A 26,412-nucleotide genomic window follows, 5' to 3' on the forward strand; every position below is an offset into this window, starting at 1 on the left:
AAATTGCTTAAGAAATAAAATGCCTTTTTATTAGCTTATGGTAAAACAAATAAATACTACACAAAACTTATATTCTGAATAATTCTAAAATATACAGTTCCCGAAGGAAAGCCGTGTTTTTGAATTATAAAGAATTGTCTTTTGTGGCTGTTTCTTTTGTTTTACTACAAAATAGGCTCTATGGTGAAATAGTCTTAAGGAGGTAACAAAAACCTGTTTTTCATAAATGTCTTAAATATAAAAGAACGTTCACCTAGGCAGTGCCTGAAAATAGTCGAACCGCTGTAGAATAATAAATAAACTAAAGTTTATTTATTATTCTACAGCAGAAATACATTTTTCAGCTTTAAAGCTGAAAAAGTATTGTTTACAAGAAAATGTGAATTCGAATGGAACGGTCAAGAAGTCCGGTCACGCGCAGCGTGATTTTTGCGAAGCAAAAATTTTGAGAAGAGAGAAACGCAGAAATAGCAAGGCTGTTTCGAGTATTTTCGATGATGAAGTCACGCTTTTATGGCAAAATAGACTTTTGTTTGGACTTTTCAGACACGCCCTAGCTTTACTGTAAGGGTTTTAGGTTTACTAAGTATAAAATATACGGTTTTTGTTGCTGTAATTAAATTATTTTACTATAAGCAGCGTCTGAAAATCTAAAAACCCACGGGAAGTTAAATTTCCAGGTTGTTTTTAGATTTTCGGCCCCTGCCATGAAACTTGAAATAACTTTTCTTAATTCTTTTCTTATGCAAAGGATTTATACACTTTTGAAAGGAGCATTGCCATGGAGACAATAGAGCTTATAGTAGAATGCGGTAATGACAGTGAAGCCGAAGAAAGAATAAGCCGCTTGGGCAGGGTGAAATACAGGCTCCCCATGATAAATTCTTATGTTCTTGAAATAGAAAAATCTAAACTTCATCTGGTAAACGGCGTAAAGGGCGTAAAGGCAGTATATGATTCCAAAAGGATAACCGCCCAGATGAATACGGCAAGAAAATCTGTCAATGCAGATGCCGCCCAAGGCAGGGGCCTTACAGGCAGAGGAATCGCCATTGGGGTTTTAGATACAGGTGTCGGCCACTGCCGCGACCTTACAGAGCCCAAAGACCGGATACTTGTATTTAAGGATTTTATCAACGGGAAATCAAAAGCCTATGACGACAACGGCCACGGTACCCATGTTACCGGCATCATTGCGGGAAACGGGCTCGTTTCAAACGGGAAATACATGGGCATGGCTCCGGAGGCCAATATTGTTTCTGCCAAGGTCCTTGATGAGGAGGGGCGGGGAAGCACGGCAGAGGTTCTTGCAGGCCTTCAATGGCTTATGGACCAGAAGGAGCTTTATAATATCAGGATTATAAATTTATCCGTAGGAACCCCTGATAACGGAAGCGCCGACCCTCTTGTAAGAGCCGTTGAAGCCGCATGGGACGCAGGGATTATAGTAGTCGCCGCAGCAGGAAATAACGGGCCCAAATCATCTTCTGTAACCTCCCCGGGGATAAGCAGAAAAATAATAACCGTAGGCGCTTCCGACGACAATTCCTCCGTAACCATATGGGGAGACAATTGTGTGAATTTTTCAGGCCGGGGCCCTACCCATGAATGCATTGTGAAGCCTGATGTTCTTGCCCCCGGAACGGATATTATTTCCTGCCTTACCCCGGATATAGAAATCAAAAGCGACGACCCCGAAGACAGAAAAATAGTGGCCGGAGAATATTTAAGTCTAAGCGGAACCTCCATGTCCACCCCTATCGTAAGCGGGGCTATTGCGCTGCTTTTGCAAAAAAGCCCCGAGCTTACCCCCGACGACGTAAAATACATGCTGAAAAAAAGCGCACATAATTTAAACTATCCTATTAATCAGCAGGGCTTTGGACTTCTAGATGTAGATAAATTAGTTTCCATGGAGGTAATGCATGTCAGAAAATAATATGTTTGAAATCGGAAAATTTGCCAAGGGCGGCCTTATGCCGCAAGATGATATCAATGAGGCTATGGCCCTTGTTGTAAACATGTTTAAAGAAAAGTATATCAGCAAATTCCAGAAGGAAATCGAAGACCGGAAGAAAAAAGTTATGACCAAGCCTTCAAAGGAAATGAAGCTGCTTCAAAGCCTTAAGGATTTTATGCCCGAGGAAAAAAAGAAAAATGCAGAAAGCATGATAGAAATGCTTTCTTTAATGGAAGCTATTTCCGAAATGCAAAACGAAGCCACTCTGTTAAAAGAATCAAACGGCATGAAGCTTTCGGACCTGAATAAATATAATCTGGAAAACGTGGATAATTCAATTCACACCGACGGAATTTACGAAATAGACAGAGAATGCCTTTTGTCAAGGCAAAAGCGGCCTTTCGGGCCGTTTCCAAGCATCATATGGGCGCTGGCATTAAGCAAAATGTCCGGTGAGTTTAAGGAAGAGCACCGTCAGCAAATTTAAAAACTTGTGAATGAAAGAAAACGCGGGCTTAAAAATGATTTTTAACCTTGCGTTTATATCATTTTCAAATTCGCTTAGGATAAGCATATTGGCAGGCCTTTATAAAAATCATTTGCCTTTATTTTAACCTGCTGAAAATTATTAGTAATAATTTAAAACATTATTATATTTATTGGTATAATCTCTCCTTCTATAAATTTTATAATATAGTAAATTTCACTGAAGGACGTAATAAAAATCTATTTTTCATAAACGGCTTAAACATATGAAATATCTTTGTTGGCTATAAGGGGGCGTTCGCCTGAAAACACTTTAACAGTTTCCCTGTAAGTGTTTCCAGGTTCACTAAGCATAAAATATACGGTTTTTATTACTGTTTCATTTGAAATTTACTATATATGAAGTTTCCGAAATATAAAACTTGCACAGTTGGTTTTCTAATATTTAGGCTTATAGAGTTAAAACCTTTAAATTTAGCCATAAAAATATATAGGAGTATTTATTTTATAGTTATATTTTAAATATAAAGTAAATTTATCATGAGGAAGTAGCAAAAGCCTATTCCCTTAAGGCTCAAAAACACGGATTTCCTTCGGAAACGGTATATTTTTGAGCCTTCGTGAATATACGGCTTTGCTACTATTTAACTTTAAATTTACTATATCTCTCCTCTTTTTGCAGTTTTGAAATTAGTTTTTATTTACATTGACATCTTCATAAATAAATGATATATTTATGCAAATAAGATTATGATGATAGAGGCGCAGTTTTTATCAGTATGCATTGAGGACGCTATAGGAGGCGGTTGATACTTGCTGAAAGGAAAAATTGCCGAAGATAGGTACAATCCTTTATGTATCTTTCTGGTTCCACGGGTTAACAGCTCTGGAATTGTCACCTGGATAGGTGGAGTGCTATCTGTAAAAGATTTTTTGATTTTTGCAGCCGGCATATGCCGGCTTTTTTGTTAAAAAACTTTAAATCCGTAAGGATAACTATAGCGCTTAGTCTAACCGGTTCAAAATTTCTGCTTAAGCTTCCGCTTTAAAGCTGAATTTTGCTTCATTAATCGAATAATTTCAATAGATAGATATTAAGGAGTGCTTTTTATGAAAAAGGTAAATTTGGCAGTAGTTGGAGCAACCGGCATGGTAGGCCGTACAATGCTTAAGGTTCTTGAAGAAAGAAACTTTGAATTTGATCAGTTTTATGCATTTTCATCGAAGCGTTCAGCCGGTGAAAAGATTACATTTTTCGGTAAGGAATATACTGTTGAAGAATTAAAAGAAGATTCCTTTGACAGAGGCATAGATATCGCCCTCTTCTCCGCCGGAGGAGAAACAAGCAAGAAATTTGCCCCTATCGCCGCCGCTAAAGGCTGTATAGTGGTAGATAACAGCTCCGCCTGGAGAATGGACGAGGAAGTTCCTTTAGTAATACCCGAGGTTAACCCTGAAGACGTTTTATGGAATAAGGGTATTATAGCAAACCCCAACTGCTCCACAACCCAAGCCGTTGTTGCGGCAAAGCCTTTACACGAAAAATATAAAATCAAGAGAATCGTTTATTCTACTTACCAGTCTGTTTCCGGCTCAGGAGTAAAAGGCTTCAGGGATTTAGAAGAGGGCCTTAAAGGAAATCCGCCTACGAATTACCCGAACCCCATAGCAAATAACTGCCTGCCCCATATAGACGTTTTTGAAGCAAACGGCTATACCAAAGAAGAGATGAAGATGGTTAATGAAACAAGAAAAATGCTTCATGAGCCTAATATGAGAGTAACGGCAACCACTGTAAGAGTGCCTGTGTTTAACTGCCACAGCGAATCCATCAACATCGAGTTTGAAAATCCCTTTGACCTTTGTGAGCTTAAGGAACTGCTTAAAAACGCTCCCGGGATTATAGTGGAAGATGATGTGGCAAATAATGTTTATCCTATGGCCATAAATGCAAATGGAAAAGACGAGGTTTTCGTAGGAAGAATCCGAAGAGATGAAAGCGTTGAAAACGGCGTAAACTTATGGGTAGTATCCGATAATTTAAGAAAAGGCGCTGCCACAAACGCTGTTCAGATAGCTCAATTAGTGGCAGAAAATATAAATAAAAAGTTATAAGCCGGGCTTTCTTTTTTCGGGGCATCTACACAAGCCCTTAAATAAAAATGCTTATTGATTTTCAAGTTTTAAATCTGCATTTAATTGAATACAGTAAAACAAGTCAAGTAACTTCTATAGTAAAATAGATTTTTGTTACTGCCTTATATAATTTTTAAGCTGCAGAAATATTATATGGAGCAGACCGCCCCAACAAGAGAGCAAGCCAATTCCGCTGCTTGAAATTTAAAGGGGAAGCCTTGCTCCTTAAGATAAATAAATCTGCAAAAGTTTCTGCATTCTCATTTCCAAAATGCCTCGGAAGCATTTATAATAAAGAATAATAATTTACAGGGGGTTTATTATGAGTATATTTAAAGGCTCGGGCGTAGCTATTGTAACGCCTTTCAATCAGGACGGAAGCATCAATTTTGAAGCATACGAAGGACTTGTAGAATTTCAAATAGAAAACGGAACAGACGCCATTATCGTCTGCGGAACAACAGGAGAATCTGCAACCCTCTCAACCGAAGAGCAAATATCTCTTGTGAAATTTACAGTAGAGAAAGTAAATAAAAGGGTTCCCGTAATCGCCGGGGCAGGCTCAAACAACACAAGCCACGCCGTAGAGCTTGCAAAGGGCGCCTATGAAGTAGGTGCAGACGCACTTCTTGCTGTTACGCCTTATTACAACAAGGCTACACAAAAAGGCCTTATCCTTCATTTTACAGCGATAGCGGAAAGCACACCCCTTCCGGTTATCCTTTATTCCGTAGCGTCAAGAACAGCAACGAATATCGAGCCTCAGACCTGTGTTGAGCTTGCGAAGGTTCCAAATATCGTAGCCATTAAGGAAGCCAGCAGCAATATAAGCCAGATTACTGAAATTGCATCTCTCGTAGGAGACAAAATGGATATCTACTCCGGAAACGACGATCAAATCGTTCCAATTCTTTCTTTAGGAGGCATAGGCGTTATATCTGTTCTCGCTAATATTGCCCCGAAAGACACTCATGATATCGTTGCGAAATATTTTGAAGGCGACTTAAAAGGAAGCCTTAAGCTTCAGCTTGATGCCATGGAATTAATTAAGGCTTTATTCTGTGAAGTAAACCCCATTCCTGTTAAGGAAGCCCTGAATATTATGGGCTTAAACGGCGGAGCTTACAGAAGCCCTATGTGCCCTATGGAAGATAAAAACAGAGAACGCCTTATCCGCACCATGAAGGATTACGGCCTTATATAATTGACACAAGGCTCACGTTTTTATCCGCTATAGTAAAACAATTAGATGAATGCTTCAAAAAACGTATATTCAAAATAATCCAAAAATGTACAATTTCCAAAGAAAACCTGTGTTTTTGAATAATGGAGAATAAGTCTTTTGCAGTTGCTTTGCTTTTGTTTTGCTATAAATATAAGATAACCGGAGGGTATATATGATTAATATAATTGTTCACGGATTTATGGGAAAAATGGGCCAGGTCATCTTAAGACTTATAGATGAGGACGAAGGCCTTCATATAGCCGCAGGAATCGATCCGGGGGCAGACGAGAGCAGAGAATTTCCTACATTTAAAAATCTTTCGGACTGTGATGTACCTGCCGACGTAATCATTGACTTTTCAACTGCAAAGGCAATCCCTGCCCTTCTTGATTATGTTAAGGAAAGAAAAATTCCTCTTGTGCTTTGCACTACGGGTCTCGACGAGGAAACCATAAGAAAAAGCGAAGAAGTGTCAAAGAATACTGCCGTATTCAGGTCCTATAATATGTCCCTGGGCATTAACCTTCTTGCAAGCATATTAGGAAAATACAGCAATATCTTAAAAAATGCAGGCTTTGATATAGAAATTATAGAAAAGCACCATAATCTAAAAATAGATGCTCCCAGCGGCACGGCTATTTTACTGGCAGATGCCGTGAATGACGGTCTTTCGGAAAAATGCGATTACGTATATGAAAGAGCCTCCAAAAGAGAAAGAAGAAGTAAAAATGAAATCGGTCTTCATTCCGTAAGGGGCGGCACCATCGTAGGAGAACACAGCGTAATATTCGCAGGCCTTGATGAGGTTATCGAACTTAAGCACAATGCCTATTCCAAAGAGGTTTTCGGAACCGGCGCCATTAACGCCGCGAAATTTATGGCAGGAAAGACAAACGGTATGTACAATATGGGGGATTTAATCAATTAGTTAGAATTTAATTAAATAGTTAGGGCTTAATATAAAAATAAAAACCACCTTTTTAGGTGGTTTTTATAAAATATAGATTTGCTTATTTTATTCTATCTTGATAGCCTAGGAATAGGCCCTATTCCCAAAGCAAAGCCTATGCCCTTGCTTTAGTTTGGAAAACTTTTTAAAAAGCAATAAAATTATATATTTACTTTAACCAAAAAATGTACCGTTTCCCAAGCAAATCCGTATTCCTAAGTCTATAGCAGATAGGTTTTGTACTGTTTAACTTCAATTCTATTATATTATACGGGCTTAATCTCTTTAAAGGCTTCGGTCTGTTTCTTTATTCCTGTTTCAGCGGCAAATCTTTCTATGCTGGAGGCACCGAAGAAACCATTTATACCTTTGGTATTTTCAATGATATATCTTGCGTCTTCAGGCTCAGCAATCGGACCGCCGTGGCATATCACCATAATATCAGGGTTTATTTCCCTTCCTGCATCGGCAATCTCTTGAACCTTCTTTACGCAGTCGTCAAGGGAAAGGGCTGTTTTTGCCCCGATGCTGCCCTTTGTGGTAAGACCCATATGGGCAACGAGAATATCAGCGCCTGCCCTCGCCATTTCCCTTGCCTGGTCAGGATCAAACACGTAAGGGGTGGTAAGAAGGTCAAGCTCATGGGCAATGCGTATCATTTCAACCTCAAGGCCATATCCCATATCTGTTTCTTCAAGATTCTGGCGGAATACGCCGTCTATAAGCCCTACCGTAGGAAAGTTCTGAACGCCTGCAAAACCCATATCCTTAAGCTGCTTCAAGAAAACGTCCATAATGCGGAAGGGATCTGTTCCGCAAACCCCTGCAAGAACGGGGGTATGCTTTACAACAGGCAGAACCTCACTGCCCATATCCACAACAATCTGGTTTGCGTCGCCGTAAGAAAGAAGGCCTGCAAGAGAGCCTCTACCCGCCATACGGTAACGCCCTGAATTATATATAATCAGCATATCGGCGCCGCCTGCTTCGCTGCTTTTTGCCGTAATACCTGTGCCGGCACCTACCCCTACAAGAATATTGCCCTTCTCTGTTTCATCTCTGAATTTTTTAAGAATATCCTGACGAGTCATTTTATTCATATTTTATTCCCCTTTCTGTTCTCTGTTTTCTCCTTCAATTAAATCAATAAGCTTCTGAGCCGCGGCCTTTGCAAATGCTTCATCGTTTATATTGTTTTCAAGCTCTATAATTTGAATTTTATTCTTATTTACAAGGTCTCTAAGAGTGTCAAAAAGCGCCGTATCTTCTTCCGCTCCGTAGAAAGGCTGCCCCGGTGCATCTATCATGGATACGCCCTTTAAAGGAAGCATAAGAACCGTTGGCGATTCCGCCCCGTTAAGCTTTTCCGCTATTTTTTCTCCCAGCTTTCTGTTTTCTTCGGTTGTCGTCCGCATTAATGTTACAGTGGGATTATGCTTATAAAGATTTCTGTTTTTGTAATGGGCTGGAACCGTATCATAAGGGCCGAAATTTACCATATCAAGAGCACCTACGGATACCACCTGAGGCGTTCCGCTTTTGCCTGCGGCTTCAAGACGGTTTTCCCCTGCCGCCAATACCCCGCCGAAAAGCTCATCACACCACTCTGTTGTGGTTAAGTCCAGAACGCCCTTAAAAAAGCCCTCTTCCGCTAATTTCTCCATTACCTTGCCGCCTGTTCCCGTTGCATGGAAGGTTAAAACCTCATAGCCTCTTTCTTCGAGATATTCTCTTGCAGTATTTACGGCAGGTGTCGTAACGCCGAACATAGTAGCCGCAATCAAAGGCTTGTCTGATTTTTTCTCAGGGGTTTCAAACTGCACCATACCTGCGATTGCGTGGGCCGCGTTTACGAATATTTTATAGCTGATAGAATTGATTCCCGCTACGTCTACTATGGAAGGATACATGAAAATATCGCTGGAGCCTGTATAAACGGAAACGTCACCCCCTGCTATGGTAGATACCATAACCTTGGGAACGCCTATGGGCAAAGCCCTCATTCCTGCTGTAGCAAGGGTAGTTCCGCCGGAGCCGCCGAAGGATATCACCCCATGGAAAAGCCCTTCATTATAGAGCTTAGGAAGCAGTATTTCCATACCTTTTGTCAATGCTTCCGTTGCGTAAGCCCTGTCCTTTCTTTCGGCAATTTCTTGAATATCGTAGCCTGCCGCCGCAGCTACTTCGCTGTTGGATATATCCGCCGGAACCGTAGGCTCAAAAACGCCCGTGTGAATCATAAGGGTTTTAAGGCCAAGGCCTTCTATAATTTCCCTTACGAAAGCAAATTCCGCACCCTTGGAGTCGAGGGTACCTAAAATAGCAACTGTTTTCATCAATACATCCCCTTTCCATAAATTAATATAAAATAACTGTTTTCCGTTTACTTCTCTTAAAGCATACTATTTAAGATTACATAAGTAAATTAACATTTGTTAAATAAAAATGTATTAATGTTAAATAGCAAAAAGTATTCATGTAGAATTACAAAGGATATTTTTGTTGAATATGCTTAAATTACATTTTTCTTATTCTATCGCAGTATGCCTTGGGGGTCATTTTCATAATTCTTTGAAATGTTCTTGAAAAATAGGAATAGTCTTTATATCCCACAGCCAAAGATACTTCGTAAAGGGGTATTTTTTCATGCTCAATAAGTTCACATGCTTTATTTATCCTATAGGAATTCAAATAAGAAGGAAACGTCAGACCTGTTTCTTCTTTAAAAAGATTGCTTAAGTGGGTTCTGGAAATTCCCGAGATAGACGCAAGGTCGGAAAATGAAATCTCCTTCATATAATGGGCGCAAACGTATTCCTTGACAAAATCAACATAATCGTTTCTTTTTATGCCTCTGAGCATTTTCTGCAAAAGCATGTCCTTATCATAATTTCCCGCTGTTTTAAATTCTCTTGTTTTTTCCGTTATGGCTATTTCGGAAGGGGTCCTTTCAAAGGCTGAGCCGCCTATATATCCCTGGGCCGCCGTTTTGCCATATATATATTCCACATCCATGGGGGTATGGACAGGGCCGCCGTATACCATTTTCAATGCTTGGGGCCTTATTTTGTCACACAAATTGAATATTTCTTCCGCAAGCCTTGCTCCCGCTTCGAGGGACAATACCTTTTTCGCCCCCAGCTCCCCGCCTCTTGTAAGGCCCAGATGCACACATATGACGTCTGCACCGGCATGAAGCATTTTTACGGCCTGCTCACAGTCAAAAACAAACGCAAGCGTAAATATCCCCATTAAGCTTGCAATCCTTATGGCTTCTACCTCCAAATCATAGCTTATCCCCTGCTCTTCTATGGCTTCACGGAACTTTCCGTCTATCAGTCCGACGGTAGGATAATTATTTATTCCCGTAAATCCTGCTTCATATATTTTCTTTATATACTGTTCCATAATGATGGAAGGGTCTGCGGCATTAAGGCCGAATATGACAGGAATCTCCCGAACTGCCGGCACAAGCTCTTTGGAACCGAAATCCATTACAAGCTTGTTTGAATTTGTAAAAGGCATATATCCGGCCAAGGAACCTTGTCCCATCTGGCGGAATCTTCCGGAGCTAAGGGCAAGAATCATATCTGCCCCGCCCCTTCTCGCTCTTTTGGCCGCAAGCCCTGAGCCGCAGGCAACCCCTATAAGGTGCATGGAAACCTTTATCTGACGCCTTAAGTTTTCCAAAATGATATTTCTCTCAAATTCCCATGAATGCATTTTTATCTTCTCCTGAAAGCTTCCGAAATATGTTTTCAAACATGCTCCGGTAAGATGAAAGCCGCTGAATAAAGTTTATAGTTAACAAATTGAAAACATGTTTATATGCTATATAAGGCGCTCCTGTAAAATTAATAAGTTTAGGCCTGCTTTTACTGTATAAGCGAGCAGATAAAAGCGGCGGTGTTTAGCCAAATAAATAATTTATAGCAAAACAAGATTAAGGTAGGAACAAAAACCTATTTTTCATAAACGGCTTAAAATATAGAATTGCTATTTTAAGCCATTCAAATATACGATTTTTGTTACCCTACTTTATTGTTTCGCTATAGTTATGATTATAACTTATCTGCCGGGAGCCGATGACAAAGAATGGCTTAAGATGTGCCCTTAACCTAATAGGAATACGCCCTGGTTTAAAACGCTTCTCAAAGTATTTAATGTCTAAAAATCATTTCTTAAATGCTTTTCCTTTTATTTTACCATACTTTTCCCTTTGTACATTATTTTTTCAAGTACATAATAATTCAAAAATCTACTGTGCATTTTTAAAATTAATTTACAATTTTATAAATTAATATATATTTATTTGACATAAGCATGTTATTTTTTAGGCCTTAAATAATAAAACCTTACAATTTTTCTTTTAAGAAGCTGCTTGTACCAAGACCATATATCAAAATTAGCATGTTGTTTCTTATCCTTTTTAAGATAATGGTTAATAAACGCCTATGATTTAGCCTTCATATGATAAAAAACTACAGTGAAAAATACAAGACCTTATCATAGAATAAAAATAAATAAGCGCTTATCATTGAAACTTTCCAGCTTCTGTCTGTCATTTTATTTCTATAATTTTAAAATATACTTTTGTGTTTTTTATGGAATACAATACAGGCCTTTCTTTATGCAGCGGCTAAATACGTATCGCAGGAATATTCTGATTTATAACATAAAAATATATTATTCCTGCATTTTTTATATCTATAAAACAGGTTTTTAATAAAACAGACAGTAGGCTTTATTTATGGGGTTTATGTTTTTTACATCCACATTTTACTTGCAGAGATAAAAAGCTATGCATGTCTTATGATGTGCTTTTAAGAGCATTTATCTGCTGAGCAGGGCTTGCAGATTATTTTATTTAAGAGGAGGAGTATTATGGATACAGGAAATTTTAAGGAATTTACGGTAGAAGGCAGAACATGTTTTGCATATGTGCCTGAAACGGAGCCTTCAAAGAAAGTTCCCGTTGTTCTTGTCAATGACGGAAAGAAAGTTCTAAACGACATCGGCGAATGGCTTTTAGAAGCGAAGCCCGAATATATTGTGGTGGCAATAGAACCGCTGGACAGATGGGACGATTATTCCCCGTGGCCCGAAAAGGCCCCGGAGGGCATGGGCCATGACTTCGGCGGAAAAGCCGGAGCATATCTTAATTGGATTAAGCTTAGCCTTATGCCGTATCTTGAGAAAAATTATCCTATAAATATGGACTTTTCCCATAAGGCAATGCTTGGCTATTCCTTCGGGGCGCTGGCGGCTAATTATTCAATGCTTACAGAAAAGGAATACGGGGTTATATTAAGCTGCTCGGCCTCCTACTGGTATCCTGATTTTATCGAATATATGAGGCTTCATAAGGTTTCGGAGCCTTATCCTGCCGTTTATATGTCCGTAGGGGATAAAGAAGGGGCCCAGGACATCGGAAAAATTATCAGCAATCAGCTTAAAAACACCAAGCTTGCAAAAGAAATTCTTGAAAAGGAGCTTCCTGCGGAAAATCTGTATTTTACATATCAGGAAGGGGACCACATGGATAACGTGGTGGAAAGGCTTAAAGACGCTTTAATTTGGTACGGAAATTATATCAATAGGAATTAAGGGGGATTTAATATATGGAATTATTAGTAAATGATCCGACAGTTCAGAAAAAACGCTGGTACTTATTGATTATTGTAGGCATCGTCACCGCAATGTCTTCCTTTGCACTAAATGCCATAAATATAGCGCTTCCAAACATTGTATCGGATTACGGCATTACAGGCCTTGATGTTGCCTGGGTTCAGACGGCTTTTATCCTAACAAGCACCTGTCTTGTTGTATTTTTAGGAAGAACAGGCGACTCCTACGGAAAAATCCGCCAGTTTAAAATAAGTATACTTATTTTAACCATAGGGCTTTTCTTAGGCGGAATTAAAGGTTCTTTTGAGCTTCTTATTTTTTCAAGAGTTCTTCAGGGCATCGGCTCCGCTTTGTCCATGTCCGTAAACTTTGCCATTGCAACTGAAATATTTCCTGAGCATGAAAGAGGAAAAGCTTTAGGCATCGTAGGCGCCTTTCTTTCCGGCGGCGGTATTTTCGGCCCTGTTTTCAGCGGAATGGTTCTTGAAAGATGGGGATACCATATTATATTCTGGTTCGGCGTTCCCGTGGGAATCATTGCGGCAATCATGGCCTATACCATGATGCCTAAAGACAGAATTTTATCAGGCAAAAAAGTTGATTATATCGGCTTTGTTCTTTTGGCAGCAATGATTATCTGCTTCTTCTTCGGTGTAGACGCGGCCAAATCTCAGGGATTTTTAGGCACCAAATCTCTTTTACTTATTGCAGGCTTTGTAATTTCTTTAGTTTTATTTATAAGCTATGAAAAGAAAGCGGATAATCCCTTAATAAAATTAAGCATTATTAAAAACAGGTCCATGGCCATATATCTATTAAGCTTATTCCTTATCTATACAACTTCCGCTTTTCATTCCTATATGATGCCCTTTTATCTGCGTCAGGCATTGGCTATCCCTGCGGCTCAAGCCTCACTTATGACGGTAGTGATCTCTATTTCCATAACCGTAGTATCCCCCTATGCCGGAAAGTTCTCCGATAAATACGGTGCTAAGAATATGATACTCATAGGCGCTACTTTAATTGCAGTTTCCCAGCTTGCCTATGTTTTCTTCGGTTTGGGAACAAGCTCAGCCCTCCTTATCGCAACATTTATCCTCACAGGTATAGGAAGCGGCGTGTTCCAGACCCCGAATAACGCAATGATTATGTCTCAAGTTCCAAAAGAGCAGTTGGGCCTTGCAAGCGGCATGGCTGTTCTTACAAGAAATCTTGCCTTAACATCAGGAAGCCTTTTTGCCTCACGTATACTTTTTTCCGCCATGAGCTCCATTTCAGGCCAGACCGTAGAGTCTTATCTTCCTGATAATCCGGAACTATTCATTTCCGGAATGCATGTCGTATATTTTGTAACATTCGTTTTCTGTGCGGCTGCTTTTGTTATGGTGCTGATTGATAAAATGAAATCTAAAGATACGGAAAACACAGCTCAAAAGGCTAAATAAACAAAAGCATTTTACGATGCTTTCGGGAATATCGGGGTATATGGCAAGCCATCTTCTATATGTCCCCTTAGAATGCTTATTCTATAAAAAGTTTTTGTATATACCCAGCATATAAAACACAATATAACGCATATATGGCTTCGATTATTTTTTAAAAAAGCAGGATTTCATATACCATATATGCGTTATATTTATATAGCCGCCAAACCTGAAAACCTATTCATTTATTATAAGGAGATATTTAAATTAATATAAGTCTGTTTTACAGCTTAAAATATATCCAAATATCTTGCATATAAGGAGTCCGATATGATAAAAGAAAAACAAAAAATTATAGAATTAATAGATGAAAAGCTTCATAAGCTTAAATCCGCAAGCGATAAAATATGGAAATATGCAGAAGTTCGGTTTGATACAAAAAAATCTGCCGGGCTTTTCATAGAAATTCTCAATGAAGAAGGTTTTTCGGTGGAAAAGGAGCCGGGCGGCATCATCAACTCCTTTATAGCGTCCTTCGGCCATGGAAAACCTGTTATCGGCATATTGGCGGAATACGATGCTCTCGGCAGCATGAATCAGGTTGCCGACTGCGAATACAAAAAAAGCAGCAGTGAAAATACGCCCGGCCATGGCTGCGGTCATAACCTTCTGGGAACAGGTTCCCTCGGGGCAGCAACAGCCCTTAAGGATTACATGGAGATTCATCATCTAAACGGAACCATAAAGCTTTTCGGCTGCCCCGCGGAAGAAAGCGGATACGGAAAAGCATATATGGCAAAGGCCGGCCTTTTTTCAGAGCTTGACGCTGCGCTTTCGTGGCACCCTGCCGATATATCAAGCGGCTGGGCCGAAGGCACTCTGGCAGTGCTTCAGGCTTACTTTAAATTTAAGGGGATATCGGCTCACGCAGCCTCGGCACCCTTTATGGGAAGGAGTGCTTTAGATGCTGCTGAAATAATGAATATAGGCACTAATTATCTAAGAGAGCATGTTCCTGATTTTACAAGGATACATTACGCCTATATAGATGCCGGAGGAGAATCTGCAAATGTTGTTCCGGCGTCCTCAAAGCTCCACTATTTTATAAGAGCGCCCAAGCAGGAGACGGTTGAAAACATATATAAACGACTTTGCAAAATCGCCCAGGGAGCCTCATTGATTACGGAAACAGAAGTTGAAATATCCGTTGATTCTGCCTGTATGAACTATATCCCAAATATGGTTCTTTCAAGGCTTATGTATGATAATTTTAAAGAAATAAGCCCCATAGACTTTACGGAAAAAGATTATGAATATGCAAAAAGATACCATAAAGGCTTAAATGAAAATCAAATTTCTTCTTTGAGAGACAGGCTCAAAGCCGCGTTTAAGGATAAACCGGAGGATTGGATAAGCGAAATGCTTGAAAGCCCCTTAAATCCTTATCTGCCTGAAATGGCCGACGGCGGCCTTGGCATGATGTCTACGGACGTGGGGGACGTAAGCTGGATAGTTCCTACAGGCCAGGTAAATATCGCCTGCGAACCTCATGGCACAACCCCTCATTCATGGCAGTGGGTGGCAAACGGCTTATCAGGCATCGCTCATAAGGGCATCGAATATTCCGCCAAAGTCATTGCAATGACGGGCCTTGATATTTTAATGCACCCTGAAATAATAGAAAAAGCCCTTGAAGAGCATCATAAAAATTTATCCGGCAAAGCATACCATTCTTTAATCCCTAACGGAAAGCTGCCTGAATAAATATAGTAAATTTAAAGTTAAATAGTAGCGAAGCCGTATATTCACACAGGCTCAAAAATGTACCGTTTCCGAAGGAAATCCGTGTTTTTGGGCCTGATGGGAATAGGCTTTTGCTACTTCTTTATACGAAATTTACTATATATTTACATTAGGGCATGTTTTGAAACCCAAGAACTATGCATTTTTATTATTTGGTGATAAAACTTCAAACAGAAAAAATTAAGAAACACCATTATTTTCTATTTGAAATTTTATATTTATCTTCTAAAAATGTATCTTTAGAAATTTCAAAACATACTCTGGGGCGTGTTTGCAAATAGGAAGGCCGGCTGAATTTTGGCTTTTGCAGACATGCCCTAAAAGAAATTTGACTGGGAGAATGAATAAAATTAAAATAGAGTAAATAGATTATTTTCCTTAAAAATCCCTTTGGGCTTTTGTCTGCTTTTAAGAAGCATAGCAAAGCAAATAAATAATGCTGCAAAATATATCGGAGCAATTTGAAAATGGACTGTTTTTAAATTATAGTAAATCATTTTTTGCGGCTGTCTTATCTTTTTTACTTTATTTAGCGTCCGGGAGGATTCTATGAAAACAATTTCAACCTTGGAGTTTTTTAATTTTAAAAGAAGAAGGCTTGCCATATCAAATAATTACGCCATTATTCTGGTTATAACAGGTTCCATAGAAATAGAGCATAATAATACCATCTACCATCTTTCGGAAGACGATATTTTTGTGCTTAATCCTTATGACGAAACCGCCTTTTTCTCTTTGGAATACAATATTGTTTTAATGCTTATCATAGACCGGAACAAAATAGAAGAGATGGTTGAAGAAAGCTGGGCGCTTAAATATATTTCAGATATATCGAGCGTTTCCGAAGAACGCCGCCTTATCCATATACGAAAAGAAATACTCAATATCATAAGAGCCTTTTATGAAAAAAGAAATTATTATGAAATGTATGTCAACCAAATTACATTAGGCCTTATCAATTATCTGTCGGATAAGTTTGCAGACGATTCCGTATCTAAAGATATTATCCAGGGCAAAATAGAGGATAAAAGAATAACGGATATTTTAAACTATATCAATAAAAATTATTTTAAGGACCTTTCTTTAAACGATATCTCCAAAGAGCATTATATTTCTTTGCCTCATTTGTCCCGTATCTTTAAAAAACAGGTAGGCCTTACATTTACAGACTATTTAAACGAAGTAAGGCTTAAAAACATCATGACGGAACTCCCCCGCTCCGATGAATCCATACTGAAGATCGTTTTATCTCATGGGTTTTCAAACCTTAAATCCTTCTACAATGTTTACAACAAGCATTACGATACCCCGCCTTCAGCTTACAGGCAAAACAGCACCCCTTTGCATAAAAAATCCACGGAAGAAAACGATTTTCAGATACTCGCCATAGATAAGGCCATAAATCAGCTGAGCAAAAAGCTTGTTTTATCCACAGGCCAGATAATAAATCCCCAGACAACAAAATATTTATCCCTTAACATCGGCACAAGCAGAAACTCAGGGCTTTCCATAGCAAAAAAAATAATAAAGGCGGGCTATGGCAATATCCAGATAACATCTACCATTAAAGAAGAAATTGAGGAGCTTAACGAAAGAATCGGCTTTGACTACATACTTTTCGCTCTTAACGCGGAAAAATTGGAAAGCCCTAATTTAAAATCCAAAAGAAAGCTTGACCTTTTTCTCTGGCTTGATTTTGTTCTGGCCCAGAGGCTTATCCCCATATTCAGGCTGGAATTTAAACCAAAAGAAAGCAGAAACTTCATAAACTTCTTCATAGAATGCAGCAACCGCTACGGAAACCGCCAGATGGAAAACTGGCATATACTCTTTGAATTTGCTTCGTCAAAGGATAACGAAACAGACTGTATGCTTAATGAATATTTCATCATGTATAAAAGGCTTAAATTCCTTAACCCCTATATAAAATTAGGCATAGACAGCATATCCTCTCTTAATGAAGGCGGTACCCGTATCTTCAGCTATATTTACAATAATCTGGTACGCCTTTGCTGTGAACCTGATTTTGTAACCTATTCCGCCATTTATTCGGAAATGAACGATATAAGGGAAAAAGATGAAAACTTTTATCAGGAAATAAACCGCTATCCCAAAAAGGTGCTTGAAAGGCTGAATTTTCTTTTACGCTCCTTGACGGAAAAAGAGCCTGAAATATTTCTTGACGAGTGGAATACTTTATCCAGCAGCAATGAAGTAGTCGCAGGCACTTTCTACAGGACGGCCTTGATTACAAAAAGTATATTGGACCTTTCCGATAAAGTATCCGCCATAAGCTTCTGGCTAAGCGCCGGCATTGAAAACGTGGGCAAGGATTCTCTCTGCCTCTATCTTTATGGGCTGCTTAAAAAGCCCGTATTCTTTCTTTTGGAGCTTATAAATAAAATAGGCGACGAAATACTTTTATATGATAACGATATCCTTCTTTCTAAAAACAACGACGAATACCAGCTTTTGCTTATGAACCCTTGTTATATAGACCCCAGCTATTCCATCGATAAATACATCATAGACAATAACAGAATAAGTCTTTCCATAGTCCTCAGAGGCTTTGAAAAGGAAAACAGGGAATATGCCATAAAAAAATATACCCTCGACAAAGACCATGGGGGCATTTATAATGAGCAGCTTAAATTGGGAAGCATTGAAGAATTCGATAATGAATTCCAGTCTTATCTGGAAAGAATCGTTACGCCTAAAATAGAAATAATAAAAGAAGAAATAAATTATGAATTCACTGTAAACACAAATCTAACGATAAACGCCATTGAAATATATAATTTCAAAAAGCTGAATACCATTTTTATGTAAATAAAATATACGTCAGTGTTGTATTTCATAATGTACCTTAGATTAATTCAATAAAATACAAAGACAGCCCTAAGGGCTGTTTTTATTGTAAAAAGCCGCCGGAATGACATTTAGAACTTATCCCTGCGGCTTTATTTTAAGCTGTTATATATAGTGAAACAGTTTAATTGCAGTAACAAAATCGTATATTTTATCCTTAGTGAACCTGAAAACACTTAAAAAATGTTTTCAGGCGAACGTCCCCTTATAGTCAACAAATATCTTTTCAGCTTTATTGACTATAAATGGCTTAATGTAAACGTTTCTACTATATTAAACCATTTATGAAAAATAGATTTTTGACCGCCTTAAAGCTATTTTACTATGCTTATTGAATTTTAAAATATGCTTTTTAGCTAATAAGTTTCCCTCAATACTTATAGTAAATGCACTTTATGTTTTCAGGTTCATCTATTATAAAGGCTTAAAGCCCGAATGTCTTTCTGAATGCGCTTGGGGTTATGCCGTGGATATCCTTAAACGCAGCGGCGAACTTAGCAGGGTTTTCATATCCGCATCGGGCAGCAATATTCTTTATATTAAGCTCGTCGTTTGCAAGCATCTGCATAGCCCTTTTCATTACTGCCTCTCTAATATAAGCATATAAGGTCATATTATAGAGGCTTTTAAACGCTATCCGCAGCTTGCTTTCGCTCATTTCGGCCAGGCAGCAAAACTCTTCCGTAGACGGAGGGTCAAGAGGGTTTTTATCGATTCTTTCTTTCACACGATAAAGTTTCATTTCATCGTTCCATGTTACATAATGGCGCCGTACCCGCTTATGCTTTTCCCTCTCCATATTATGGGCAAAAAGGCTTATAAGCTCTATTGCCTTGCAAAGATAAGCGGGAACAGGCAGGCGGTTTCCCCGCACCCCCCAGCGTATCTGTTCCATTACCAGCATAACGTTGGGGCTATCTACATGGCCGGGCTTCCATTTTTTTGCGTCACTTACCCGAATAGGATAAGAAAACTTATTAGCCTTCAGAAAATTTTCAATACAGGAGTCAAAAATAAGCACGCTTGTAAAGCAGGCATGGGTTTGTGCAGGAATCACCATGCGAAGAGGCTTTCCGTCACTTATTATAAGCTGGGTAAAAGGCATAAGCTCTTTAGCCGGTTTACCCCTTTGAGTAAATGTAATTTTACCGCAATCGACGCAGAAAATCCAAAGATAAGGCTGCCCCGTATGAATGGTATAGTCTAGTTTTTTATCGGTAGTAAACCATGCGCTTGCGGCAAACAGGCCGTCGGTAGGGTTCATTTCTGAAATCCACCCGTTTTTCCATGTGCCCGGCAAAGCATAGCTTGAATAACAGCCGTGGCGGCTTATTGAAAAACCGAAGTTTTCCGCCCATGCACCCCAGCCCAGCCTGTATTCGTCGGTATAGCTCAAAAATAACCCTCCTTGAATTTACTTTTATAAGTTTAAGTATATCACCATAAATCAATGAACTTCAACTAGGGCTTGTTCCTACTATATAAGCGTGCAGACAAAAGAGAGCATATTTAGCCAAAAGGCGGTGCATACTGGAAGATGTCTGCTAAGAGGTACTGATAAAGTATGGCGTAATAATGCACTTTTAGATACCTGCTTAGATTTGTGGGAATACCCTCTAATATATAATCCAAAATGTGATATTAATAATCCTAAAATATACGGCTAAAACACAAAAATTCTAATTCGATCCCTTTATATAGGCTATTTTTAAGCATACATAATAATATCTGAGTTCCTGCTATAACCCTGCGGCACAGATTGACAGCAAAAGTAAAGCATGGTAGGATAATGCACAGGTTAGCTCAGCCTAACTTATTTCGGCAGCGCGCGCCGAAATTTTACTATATATAGCATTGTCAATTTGCTTTCTCTTATTTTATGGCTTCTAAAGCTAAATGCCTGGGCGGCATAAAAGCAAATTGATTATACAATATCAATATCAAGGAGACATGATAATGAAAAAGCTTGCTAAATTTCTCATACCGGCCATTTTATGTATGGCCATGCCCTTAATAGTCTCAGGCTGTCAAAATAAAAACTCCGCCTCTTCGGAAACGCCGGCTCAGGCCTCCGAAGCGCCCTCAACTGAACCCACTCCAAAAGAAAAAGCCCTCTCTGAAAGCGAAGAAGCACCGGCTGCCCGCACCGTAACTACCGTTATGGGCGATGTGGAAGTACCGTCAAACCCTCAGAGGGTGGTTGTAAACTGGTATGCAGGCGATGTTTTTGCTCTTGATTTAAATGTTGTAGGCTATTATTGCTGGGCGCAGGAATCCATGCCCTTTTATGATAAGATGATGGCTACCACAGCAATTGAAAACTGGGAGCCGGAAGAAGTTATGGCTTTAGAGCCCGACCTTATCGTTACATATAAAGAAGAAGATTTTGATAAATTTAAAAGCATTGCTCCCGTTATCGTCGTAAGGGGAAGCGATATGAACTCCCTCGAAAGAGTTCAGTTCCTTGGCAAAGCAACGGGAACGGAAGATAAAGCCGAAGAAGTTCTCAACGTTTTTGAAACAAAGCTTGAAGATGCAAAAAAATTATTAAGCGGTGAACAATTTTCAGGAAAAACCTTTACAATCAATGAAGACTGGGGTTCAACAGGCTCCTGGGCAGGCATTGCCTTTGAAAGATCCTCAAGGGGCGGAACCCTTGTTTTTTAAATACCTTGGAATGAAGCTTCCCGAAAAGATAGAAGCACTTATCGACCAGTCCGGTGACAGGGATTACGCTCTTTTAAGCTACGAAGTTGCCCATGAGTATTTCGGCGACTATATCATATGGTTTGACCAGGAGGGCAGCGAATCTGAATATAAAAAGACTGAAATCTGGAACAGCATCCCTGCCGTAACCAATGAAAATATTATAACTATACCCGGCGAAAAGCTTGGCATGTTCTATTTTTCGGATATATTAAGCTTAACGGCGGAAATCGACTATATTGTAGACGCTATTAATCACTTGGCAAAATAAACCGAAAGGAAACTGAACTATGGAGCAATCCCCAGCAAAGTCTCGCGGCGCGGCGCGTTTCACCTTGTATATGCTTCTGGGAGTGGTATTTCTCTTGCTGATGGCGGCCGCGTCGATTAGTTTCGGCGCCGCCGATATGCGGTTATCTACGGCATGGGGAGCAGTTTTTAATTTTAACCCCTCTTTAACAGAGCATCAGATTATCCAGTCTCTTCGCTTTCCCCGCACTGCGGCGGATATTATCGTCGGATGCAGCCTTGCAATGTGCGGTGCATTAATGCAGGGCACGACGAGAAATCCCCTTGCGGATTCCGGCCTTATGGGCATAAGCAGCGGCGCAACCTTTGCCATAGCCCTGGCAATGGCATTTTTGCCTGAACGGACCTATGGCCAGACTATGCTTTTCGCATGTATGGGCGCAGCAATAACCACTGGAATGACTTATTTTATAGCATCCTTAGGAAAACGCGGAATGACGCCTCAGCGTCTTGTTCTGGGCGGTATTTCCGTTTCCATGCTTTTTGGTGCTTTCAGCCAGTATATCTCAATTAAATATAAATTAGGCCAGGCCCTTGCTTATTGGACGGCAGGCGGAACCGCCGGAGCAAAATGGAGCGAATTGGCCGTTTCCGCACCTTTTTTTGTTGCGGCTGTTTTGGCTGCCGTTGCCCTTTCTCCGTCTGTTACCGTTATGAGCCTGGGAGAAGACGTTGCAACGGGGCTGGGGCTTAAAACCCGGTTTGTGAAAGGAATTTCCACTTTAATCGTCCTCATTCTTACAGGCCTCTCCGTTATCGTTGTAGGCCCCGTAAGCTTCGTGGGGCTTATTACACCCCATATTGTCCGCTATCTTGTAGGGGTTGACTACCGCTATATAATTCCTGCATCGGGGCTTTACGGCGCCCTTCTTACGGTATCGGCGGATCTTCTTGGAAGGCTTATAAACAAGCCTTATGAAACCCCCATAAGCGTTATTTTCGCCGTGGTAGGCGTTCCTTATTTCCTTTATCTTGCCCGTAAGCAAAGGAGGGAATTTGAATGAAACCCCAGCGTTTTATCATTAAAAGGGGCCTGTACGTAATTTTCATTTTGCTGCTGATTATGCTTGTAATCGCTATTATAAGCATGAATTCCGGTAAAATGAATCTTTCTCCCATGGAGGTTTTAAATGTTATCCTTGGGAAAGGAAATGAAAAGCAAAATTTAATCGTTTATGAGTTCCGGCTTCCCCGTATTGTTCTTTCCGTTCTTGTAGGCATCGGCATGGGGGCTTCCGGCTGTATTATGCAGAGCCTTCTGAGAAATGATATGGCAAGCCCCGGTACTTTAGGCATAAGCTCCGGCTCAGGGCTTTTTGTATTAATTTTCGTCGTGGCTTTTTCTGCTAAAGGCATATCCTCGGCGGTAGCGCTGCCGCTTTTGTCTTTTGTGGGCGGAATGACGGCGGCGGCCCTTATCTTTCTGCTTTCCTACAGGAAGGGAAAGGATATTTCCCCCACGGGGCTTATTTTAACAGGCGTTGCCCTTTCAAGCGGTTACGGGGCGTTAACTACCTTGCTTACCTTAAAGCTTGACCAGAACCAGATGGACTTTATGCAGAGATGGAGCGCGGGAAGCCTATGGGGAGACGAATGGCGCTATCTTATTATCCTTGTTCCCTGGACCCTGATTTTTACCGCCTATTCCATTTATAAGGCAAGGGTTCTTAATACGCTTACTCTTGGCAATCAGACGGCCACCGGTCTTGGGGTCGCGGTGAAAAAGGAATTTTTAGGCTTGTCGATTGCCGCTGTTGCTTTGTCTTCAGGAAGCGTTTCTCTCGGGGGGAATTTCTTCTTTATAGGCATGATTTCCCCCCATATGGCAAGAAAGCTTGTAGGGCCAAATCATAAGCTTTTGCTTCCCGCATCCTGTCTTACGGGAGCAATTATTGTACTGCTTGCGGATACCATAACCCGAACCATAAGCCTGGGTACAGACGTGCCTACAGGCATCATAATCACCGTACTCAGTACGCCGTATTTCCTGTATTTGCTTGCCAAGGCAAATTAAGGCGCCGTAATCCAATCAGGGAGGTTTTTATGAACAGTATTACAACAGAAAATTTAGATATTGCCTATGATGAGGAGCTTATTGTAAAGGCATTGGACATGAGTATTCCGAAGGGAAAAATCACTTCCATCATAGGCCCCAACGGCTGCGGAAAATCTACGGTTCTAAAGGCCGTAGGCCGTATATTAAAGCCTAAAAATGGCTTTGTATATTTAAGCGGAGACGATATATGCAAACTTTCAACCAAGGATATAGCAAAGAAAATGGCTATCCTTCCTCAAACCCCTACGGCCCCCAGTGGTCTTACCGTAAGCGAGCTGGTGGCCTACGGCCGTTTTCCCCATCAAAAAGGCTTTGGAAAGCTTACCCCGGAGGATAAAAAAATAGTTCAATGGGCCCTTTCAGTAACCAAGCTTGCGGACTTTACCCATCGCGAGGTGGATACCCTTTCAGGGGGCCAGAGGCAGAGGGTATGGATAGCGATGGCTTTAGCGCAGCAGACGGATTTGATTTTACTTGACGAACCTACAACTTATCTTGACCTTGCCCATCAGCTTGAAGTGCTGGAGCTTTTATATGATTTAAACCGCAGGCAGGGCTGTACCATAGCAATGGTATTGCATGATTTAAATCTTGCGGCAAGGTTTTCCGACTATATGATTGCAATCCGAAACGGAAATATCATTAAGCGGGGGAGCCCTGAGGAGGTTATAACACCGGAAGTTCTTAAAGAAGCTTTCTCCATTAATGCCGAAATCGTCAAGGTCCCCCGAACGGGAAGGCCCGTATGTGTTACGTACGACCTTCTGTTTTCCGATCAGCTCTCTGAAAAGGAGGATATTGCCGTATGAAAACCACGTTGCGGGTATTTCAAGAGGCAAAGAAATACCGGCTGCTTTTTTTCATCGCTTTTGTTGCCCTTATTCTATCGACTGTGGCAGGCTTTTACACACCCTGGGCACTCAGAGAGCTGACTAGTCTCGCTACGGAAGGAAGCGATGATTTTGCCGCCCAATCCTTGCGCATAGGCCTTCTTCTTTTGCTGGCAACGGCTTTGCAGGCCGCCGGAAATTCCCTCTCGGGTTACCTTAACCATTATGCCGCCCTCCATTATGTTTCAGATCTCCGTTCAAGGCTTTACAGCAAGCTCCAGAACATGAGCCTTCGTTATTTCCATAAAAGCCGCACGGGGGATTTAACGGCAAGGGTTGCTTCCGATGCGCTGAATGCGGAAATCCTTCTTGCCCATGTGATTCCCGATTTTCTTTTTAATATCCTTACTTTCATAGGCGTCGGAGCCCTGCTTACTGCAATCAATTGGAAGCTTGCTTTAATGAGCCTTGTTACAATCCCTTTTCTTCTGGGGATTACCATTTGGCAGAGCCGCCATGTTTCCCCCACGTGGAAAGAAAATTCCAGGGTTCGGGGAGAGCTTGCGGGAACCGTTCAGGATAATCTTTCCGGCATAAAGGAAATACAGATTTTCAACCAGCAGGCCCATGAGGAAAAAAAGGTCGCAAAGCTTTCCTTGCAGCACAGCATGACATACCTGCGGGCAAGCTTTTTCTTTGAAACAACATATCCTTTACTTTCCTTCATTACGGCTTTAGGTACTGTAATTGTGGTGGTATACGGAGGTTACCTTTTAAGCATAAGAGAAATCGCCATCGCCGATATTGTAGGCTTTGTCATGTATCTTTCCATGTTTTACAACCCTGTAAAAAGCATTTCCGGCCTTGTTGAAAGAGGCGGAGAAGCGGCGGCAGGCTGTAAGCGTGTTTTTGAAGTAATCGATGATGCTCCAGACGTTAAGGAAAAGAAAAACGCCCAAACACTCTCCAGCGTAAAGGGAGAAATACACCTCAAAGATTTATCCTTTGCCTATAACGAGGAAATCCCAGTGCTGGAAAATATCAATCTTACAATAAAGGCCGGCCAGAAAGTAGCGCTTGTGGGTACAACCGGGGTTGGGAAATCCACCATAGCAAATTTAATCAACAGATTTTATGACCCCCAGCAGGGCGCCGTATTGATAGATGGGGTGGACATTCGGGACGTTACTTTGCAAAGCCTCAGGGATAACATTTCCATGGTGCTTCAGGATACCTTCCTTTTTAACGGAACCGTATATGAAAATATCCTTTACGGCTGGAAAGATGCATCTGAAGAGGATGTAATGAACGCCGCAAAAGCAGCCAATGCTCATGATTTTATCATAAAAATGGAAAATGGCTATGATACTGTAATCGGTGAAAGGGGTATCCGGCTTTCCGGCGGCCAGAAGCAGCGAATTTCCATCGCCAGAGCAATTTTACGCAACTCCCCTATATTGATTCTTGACGAGGCCACATCAGCCCTAGACACTAAAACAGAGCAGGAAATACAGGCAGCCCTGGATGAAATTTCAAAAGACCGCACGACGCTTGTAATCGCCCACAGGCTTTCAACGATACGCAGCGCCAATCAGATTGCGGTTCTGGACGGAACCGGTATCGTAGAGCTGGGCAGCCACAAAGAATTAATTGCCCGAAACGGCATTTACGCCTATCTTCACAAAGTACAGGCGTCTTAAAATACTTATGTATATCAATCCGCAGCAACTGATTAGGATACTTTATTAAATAATGGGGTAGTTAAACAGCTTTAATCAGTAATAAAATTATTTTACTATAAGTGCAAAAAACACTCTGTGGCACAGTGATTTTTGAGTTTTTCTCTGCTGCCATTTCATGCAAATAATACTGTAAACCTATTCTAAAGCGGAAGGCTCAGCCTTCCGCTTTTTTAATAAAAATCTCTCCCTCTTATTTGTGCTAAAACACCAATTTAATAAAATCCAATAAATTTCAATTGACATGGCCTTCAAGATGTATTATTGTGTAATAAATAACATGTATTATATTG

The 26,412-nt window shown here is 40.5% G+C and carries 19 protein-coding genes and 1 riboswitch; of the genes, 15 read left to right on the forward strand and 4 right to left on the reverse strand.

Features of this window, described 5'->3' with window-relative positions:
• Window positions 1–979 precede the first annotated feature (979 nt).
• From NBX03_RS14910 to dapB, 5 genes are all read left to right on the forward strand, one after another.
• A complete protein-coding gene (locus tag NBX03_RS14910) occupies window positions 980–1,939 on the forward strand; it encodes a S8 family peptidase (protein WP_267134886.1) in 960 nt (319 codons plus the stop codon).
• A complete protein-coding gene (locus NBX03_RS14915) occupies window positions 1,926–2,447 on the forward strand; it encodes a hypothetical protein (protein ID WP_250228564.1) in 522 nt (173 codons plus the stop codon). The genes NBX03_RS14910 and NBX03_RS14915 overlap by 14 nt, the downstream gene beginning before the upstream one ends.
• Before the next feature lie 748 nt (window positions 2,448–3,195).
• Window positions 3,196–3,372: riboswitch (Lysine riboswitch) on the forward strand.
• Between the two features lie 184 nt (window positions 3,373–3,556).
• Entirely contained in the window at window positions 3,557–4,561 is a 1,005-nt protein-coding gene (locus tag NBX03_RS14920) for an aspartate-semialdehyde dehydrogenase (protein ID WP_250228565.1), read from the forward strand.
• A gap of 343 nt (window positions 4,562–4,904) precedes the next feature.
• Window positions 4,905–5,786, forward strand: a complete 882-nt coding sequence (gene dapA / locus NBX03_RS14925; RefSeq protein WP_250228566.1) for a 4-hydroxy-tetrahydrodipicolinate synthase — start codon at window positions 4,905–4,907, stop codon at window positions 5,784–5,786.
• Window positions 5,787–5,979: 193 nt separating this feature from the next.
• The gene (gene dapB / locus NBX03_RS14930; RefSeq protein ID WP_250228567.1) at window positions 5,980–6,735 is read left to right on the forward strand and encodes a 4-hydroxy-tetrahydrodipicolinate reductase; all 756 of its coding nucleotides are present in this window, start codon (window positions 5,980–5,982) and stop codon (window positions 6,733–6,735) included.
• A gap of 287 nt (window positions 6,736–7,022) precedes the next feature.
• Here the strand turns inward: dapB and NBX03_RS14935 are convergent, their stop codons facing one another.
• From NBX03_RS14935 to NBX03_RS14945, 3 genes are all read right to left on the reverse strand, one after another.
• A complete protein-coding gene (locus NBX03_RS14935; RefSeq protein ID WP_250228568.1) occupies window positions 7,023–7,856 on the reverse strand; it encodes a phosphoenolpyruvate hydrolase family protein in 834 nt (277 codons plus the stop codon).
• 3 nt (window positions 7,857–7,859) lie between these two features.
• On the reverse strand, window positions 7,860–9,092 hold the full coding sequence (locus NBX03_RS14940; protein WP_250228569.1) for a Tm-1-like ATP-binding domain-containing protein: 1,233 nt from the start codon (window positions 9,090–9,092) through the stop codon (window positions 7,860–7,862).
• Window positions 9,093–9,273: 181 nt separating this feature from the next.
• Complete coding sequence (locus NBX03_RS14945) at window positions 9,274–10,518, reverse strand: phosphoenolpyruvate hydrolase family protein (RefSeq protein WP_330638425.1); 1,245 nt, start codon at window positions 10,516–10,518, stop codon at window positions 9,274–9,276.
• Window positions 10,519–11,640: 1,122 nt separating this feature from the next.
• Between NBX03_RS14945 and NBX03_RS14950 the strand changes: the two genes are divergently transcribed.
• The 4 genes from NBX03_RS14950 to NBX03_RS14965 all read left to right on the forward strand — a co-directional run bounded on the left by NBX03_RS14950 (window position 11,641) and on the right by NBX03_RS14965 (window position 18,440).
• A complete protein-coding gene (locus NBX03_RS14950) occupies window positions 11,641–12,363 on the forward strand; it encodes an alpha/beta hydrolase (RefSeq protein ID WP_250228570.1) in 723 nt (240 codons plus the stop codon).
• A 14-nt stretch (window positions 12,364–12,377) separates the two neighbouring features.
• Window positions 12,378–13,829, forward strand: coding sequence for an MFS transporter (locus NBX03_RS14955; RefSeq protein WP_250228571.1), 1,452 nt, complete (start codon window positions 12,378–12,380; stop codon window positions 13,827–13,829).
• 309 nt (window positions 13,830–14,138) lie between these two features.
• On the forward strand, window positions 14,139–15,572 hold the full coding sequence (locus tag NBX03_RS14960; RefSeq protein ID WP_250228572.1) for an amidohydrolase: 1,434 nt from the start codon (window positions 14,139–14,141) through the stop codon (window positions 15,570–15,572).
• Window positions 15,573–16,160: 588 nt separating this feature from the next.
• Window positions 16,161–18,440: a helix-turn-helix domain-containing protein gene (locus tag NBX03_RS14965; protein WP_250228573.1), complete on the forward strand. Its 2,280-nt coding sequence runs from the start codon at window positions 16,161–16,163 to the stop codon at window positions 18,438–18,440.
• Window positions 18,441–18,903: 463 nt separating this feature from the next.
• Here the strand turns inward: NBX03_RS14965 and NBX03_RS14970 are convergent, their stop codons facing one another.
• The gene (locus tag NBX03_RS14970; protein ID WP_250228574.1) at window positions 18,904–19,875 is read right to left on the reverse strand and encodes a helix-turn-helix domain-containing protein; all 972 of its coding nucleotides are present in this window, start codon (window positions 19,873–19,875) and stop codon (window positions 18,904–18,906) included.
• A 560-nt stretch (window positions 19,876–20,435) separates the two neighbouring features.
• Between NBX03_RS14970 and NBX03_RS14975 the strand changes: the two genes are divergently transcribed.
• Genes NBX03_RS14975 through NBX03_RS15000 form a run of 6 tightly spaced genes read left to right on the forward strand, consistent with a single transcriptional unit; the run spans window position 20,436 to window position 26,080 of the window.
• On the forward strand, window positions 20,436–21,146 hold the full coding sequence (locus NBX03_RS14975; RefSeq protein WP_250228575.1) for an ABC transporter substrate-binding protein: 711 nt from the start codon (window positions 20,436–20,438) through the stop codon (window positions 21,144–21,146).
• Complete coding sequence (locus NBX03_RS14980; RefSeq protein WP_250228576.1) at window positions 21,136–21,456, forward strand: TroA family protein; 321 nt, start codon at window positions 21,136–21,138, stop codon at window positions 21,454–21,456. Before NBX03_RS14975 ends, NBX03_RS14980 begins: the two co-directional genes overlap by 11 nt.
• A gap of 19 nt (window positions 21,457–21,475) precedes the next feature.
• Window positions 21,476–22,498: a FecCD family ABC transporter permease gene (locus NBX03_RS14985; protein WP_250228577.1), complete on the forward strand. Its 1,023-nt coding sequence runs from the start codon at window positions 21,476–21,478 to the stop codon at window positions 22,496–22,498.
• Complete coding sequence (locus tag NBX03_RS14990) at window positions 22,495–23,508, forward strand: FecCD family ABC transporter permease (RefSeq protein WP_250228578.1); 1,014 nt, start codon at window positions 22,495–22,497, stop codon at window positions 23,506–23,508. The genes NBX03_RS14985 and NBX03_RS14990 overlap by 4 nt, the downstream gene beginning before the upstream one ends.
• Before the next feature lie 29 nt (window positions 23,509–23,537).
• A complete protein-coding gene (locus tag NBX03_RS14995) occupies window positions 23,538–24,359 on the forward strand; it encodes an ABC transporter ATP-binding protein (RefSeq protein ID WP_250228579.1) in 822 nt (273 codons plus the stop codon).
• Window positions 24,356–26,080: an ABC transporter ATP-binding protein gene (locus NBX03_RS15000; RefSeq protein ID WP_250228580.1), complete on the forward strand. Its 1,725-nt coding sequence runs from the start codon at window positions 24,356–24,358 to the stop codon at window positions 26,078–26,080. Before NBX03_RS14995 ends, NBX03_RS15000 begins: the two co-directional genes overlap by 4 nt.
• The last annotated feature ends 332 nt before the right edge of the window (window positions 26,081–26,412 follow it).

The organism is Anaeropeptidivorans aminofermentans (assembly GCF_940670685.1).
Taxonomy (GTDB): Bacteria; Bacillota; Clostridia; order Lachnospirales; family UBA5962; genus Anaeropeptidivorans; species Anaeropeptidivorans aminofermentans.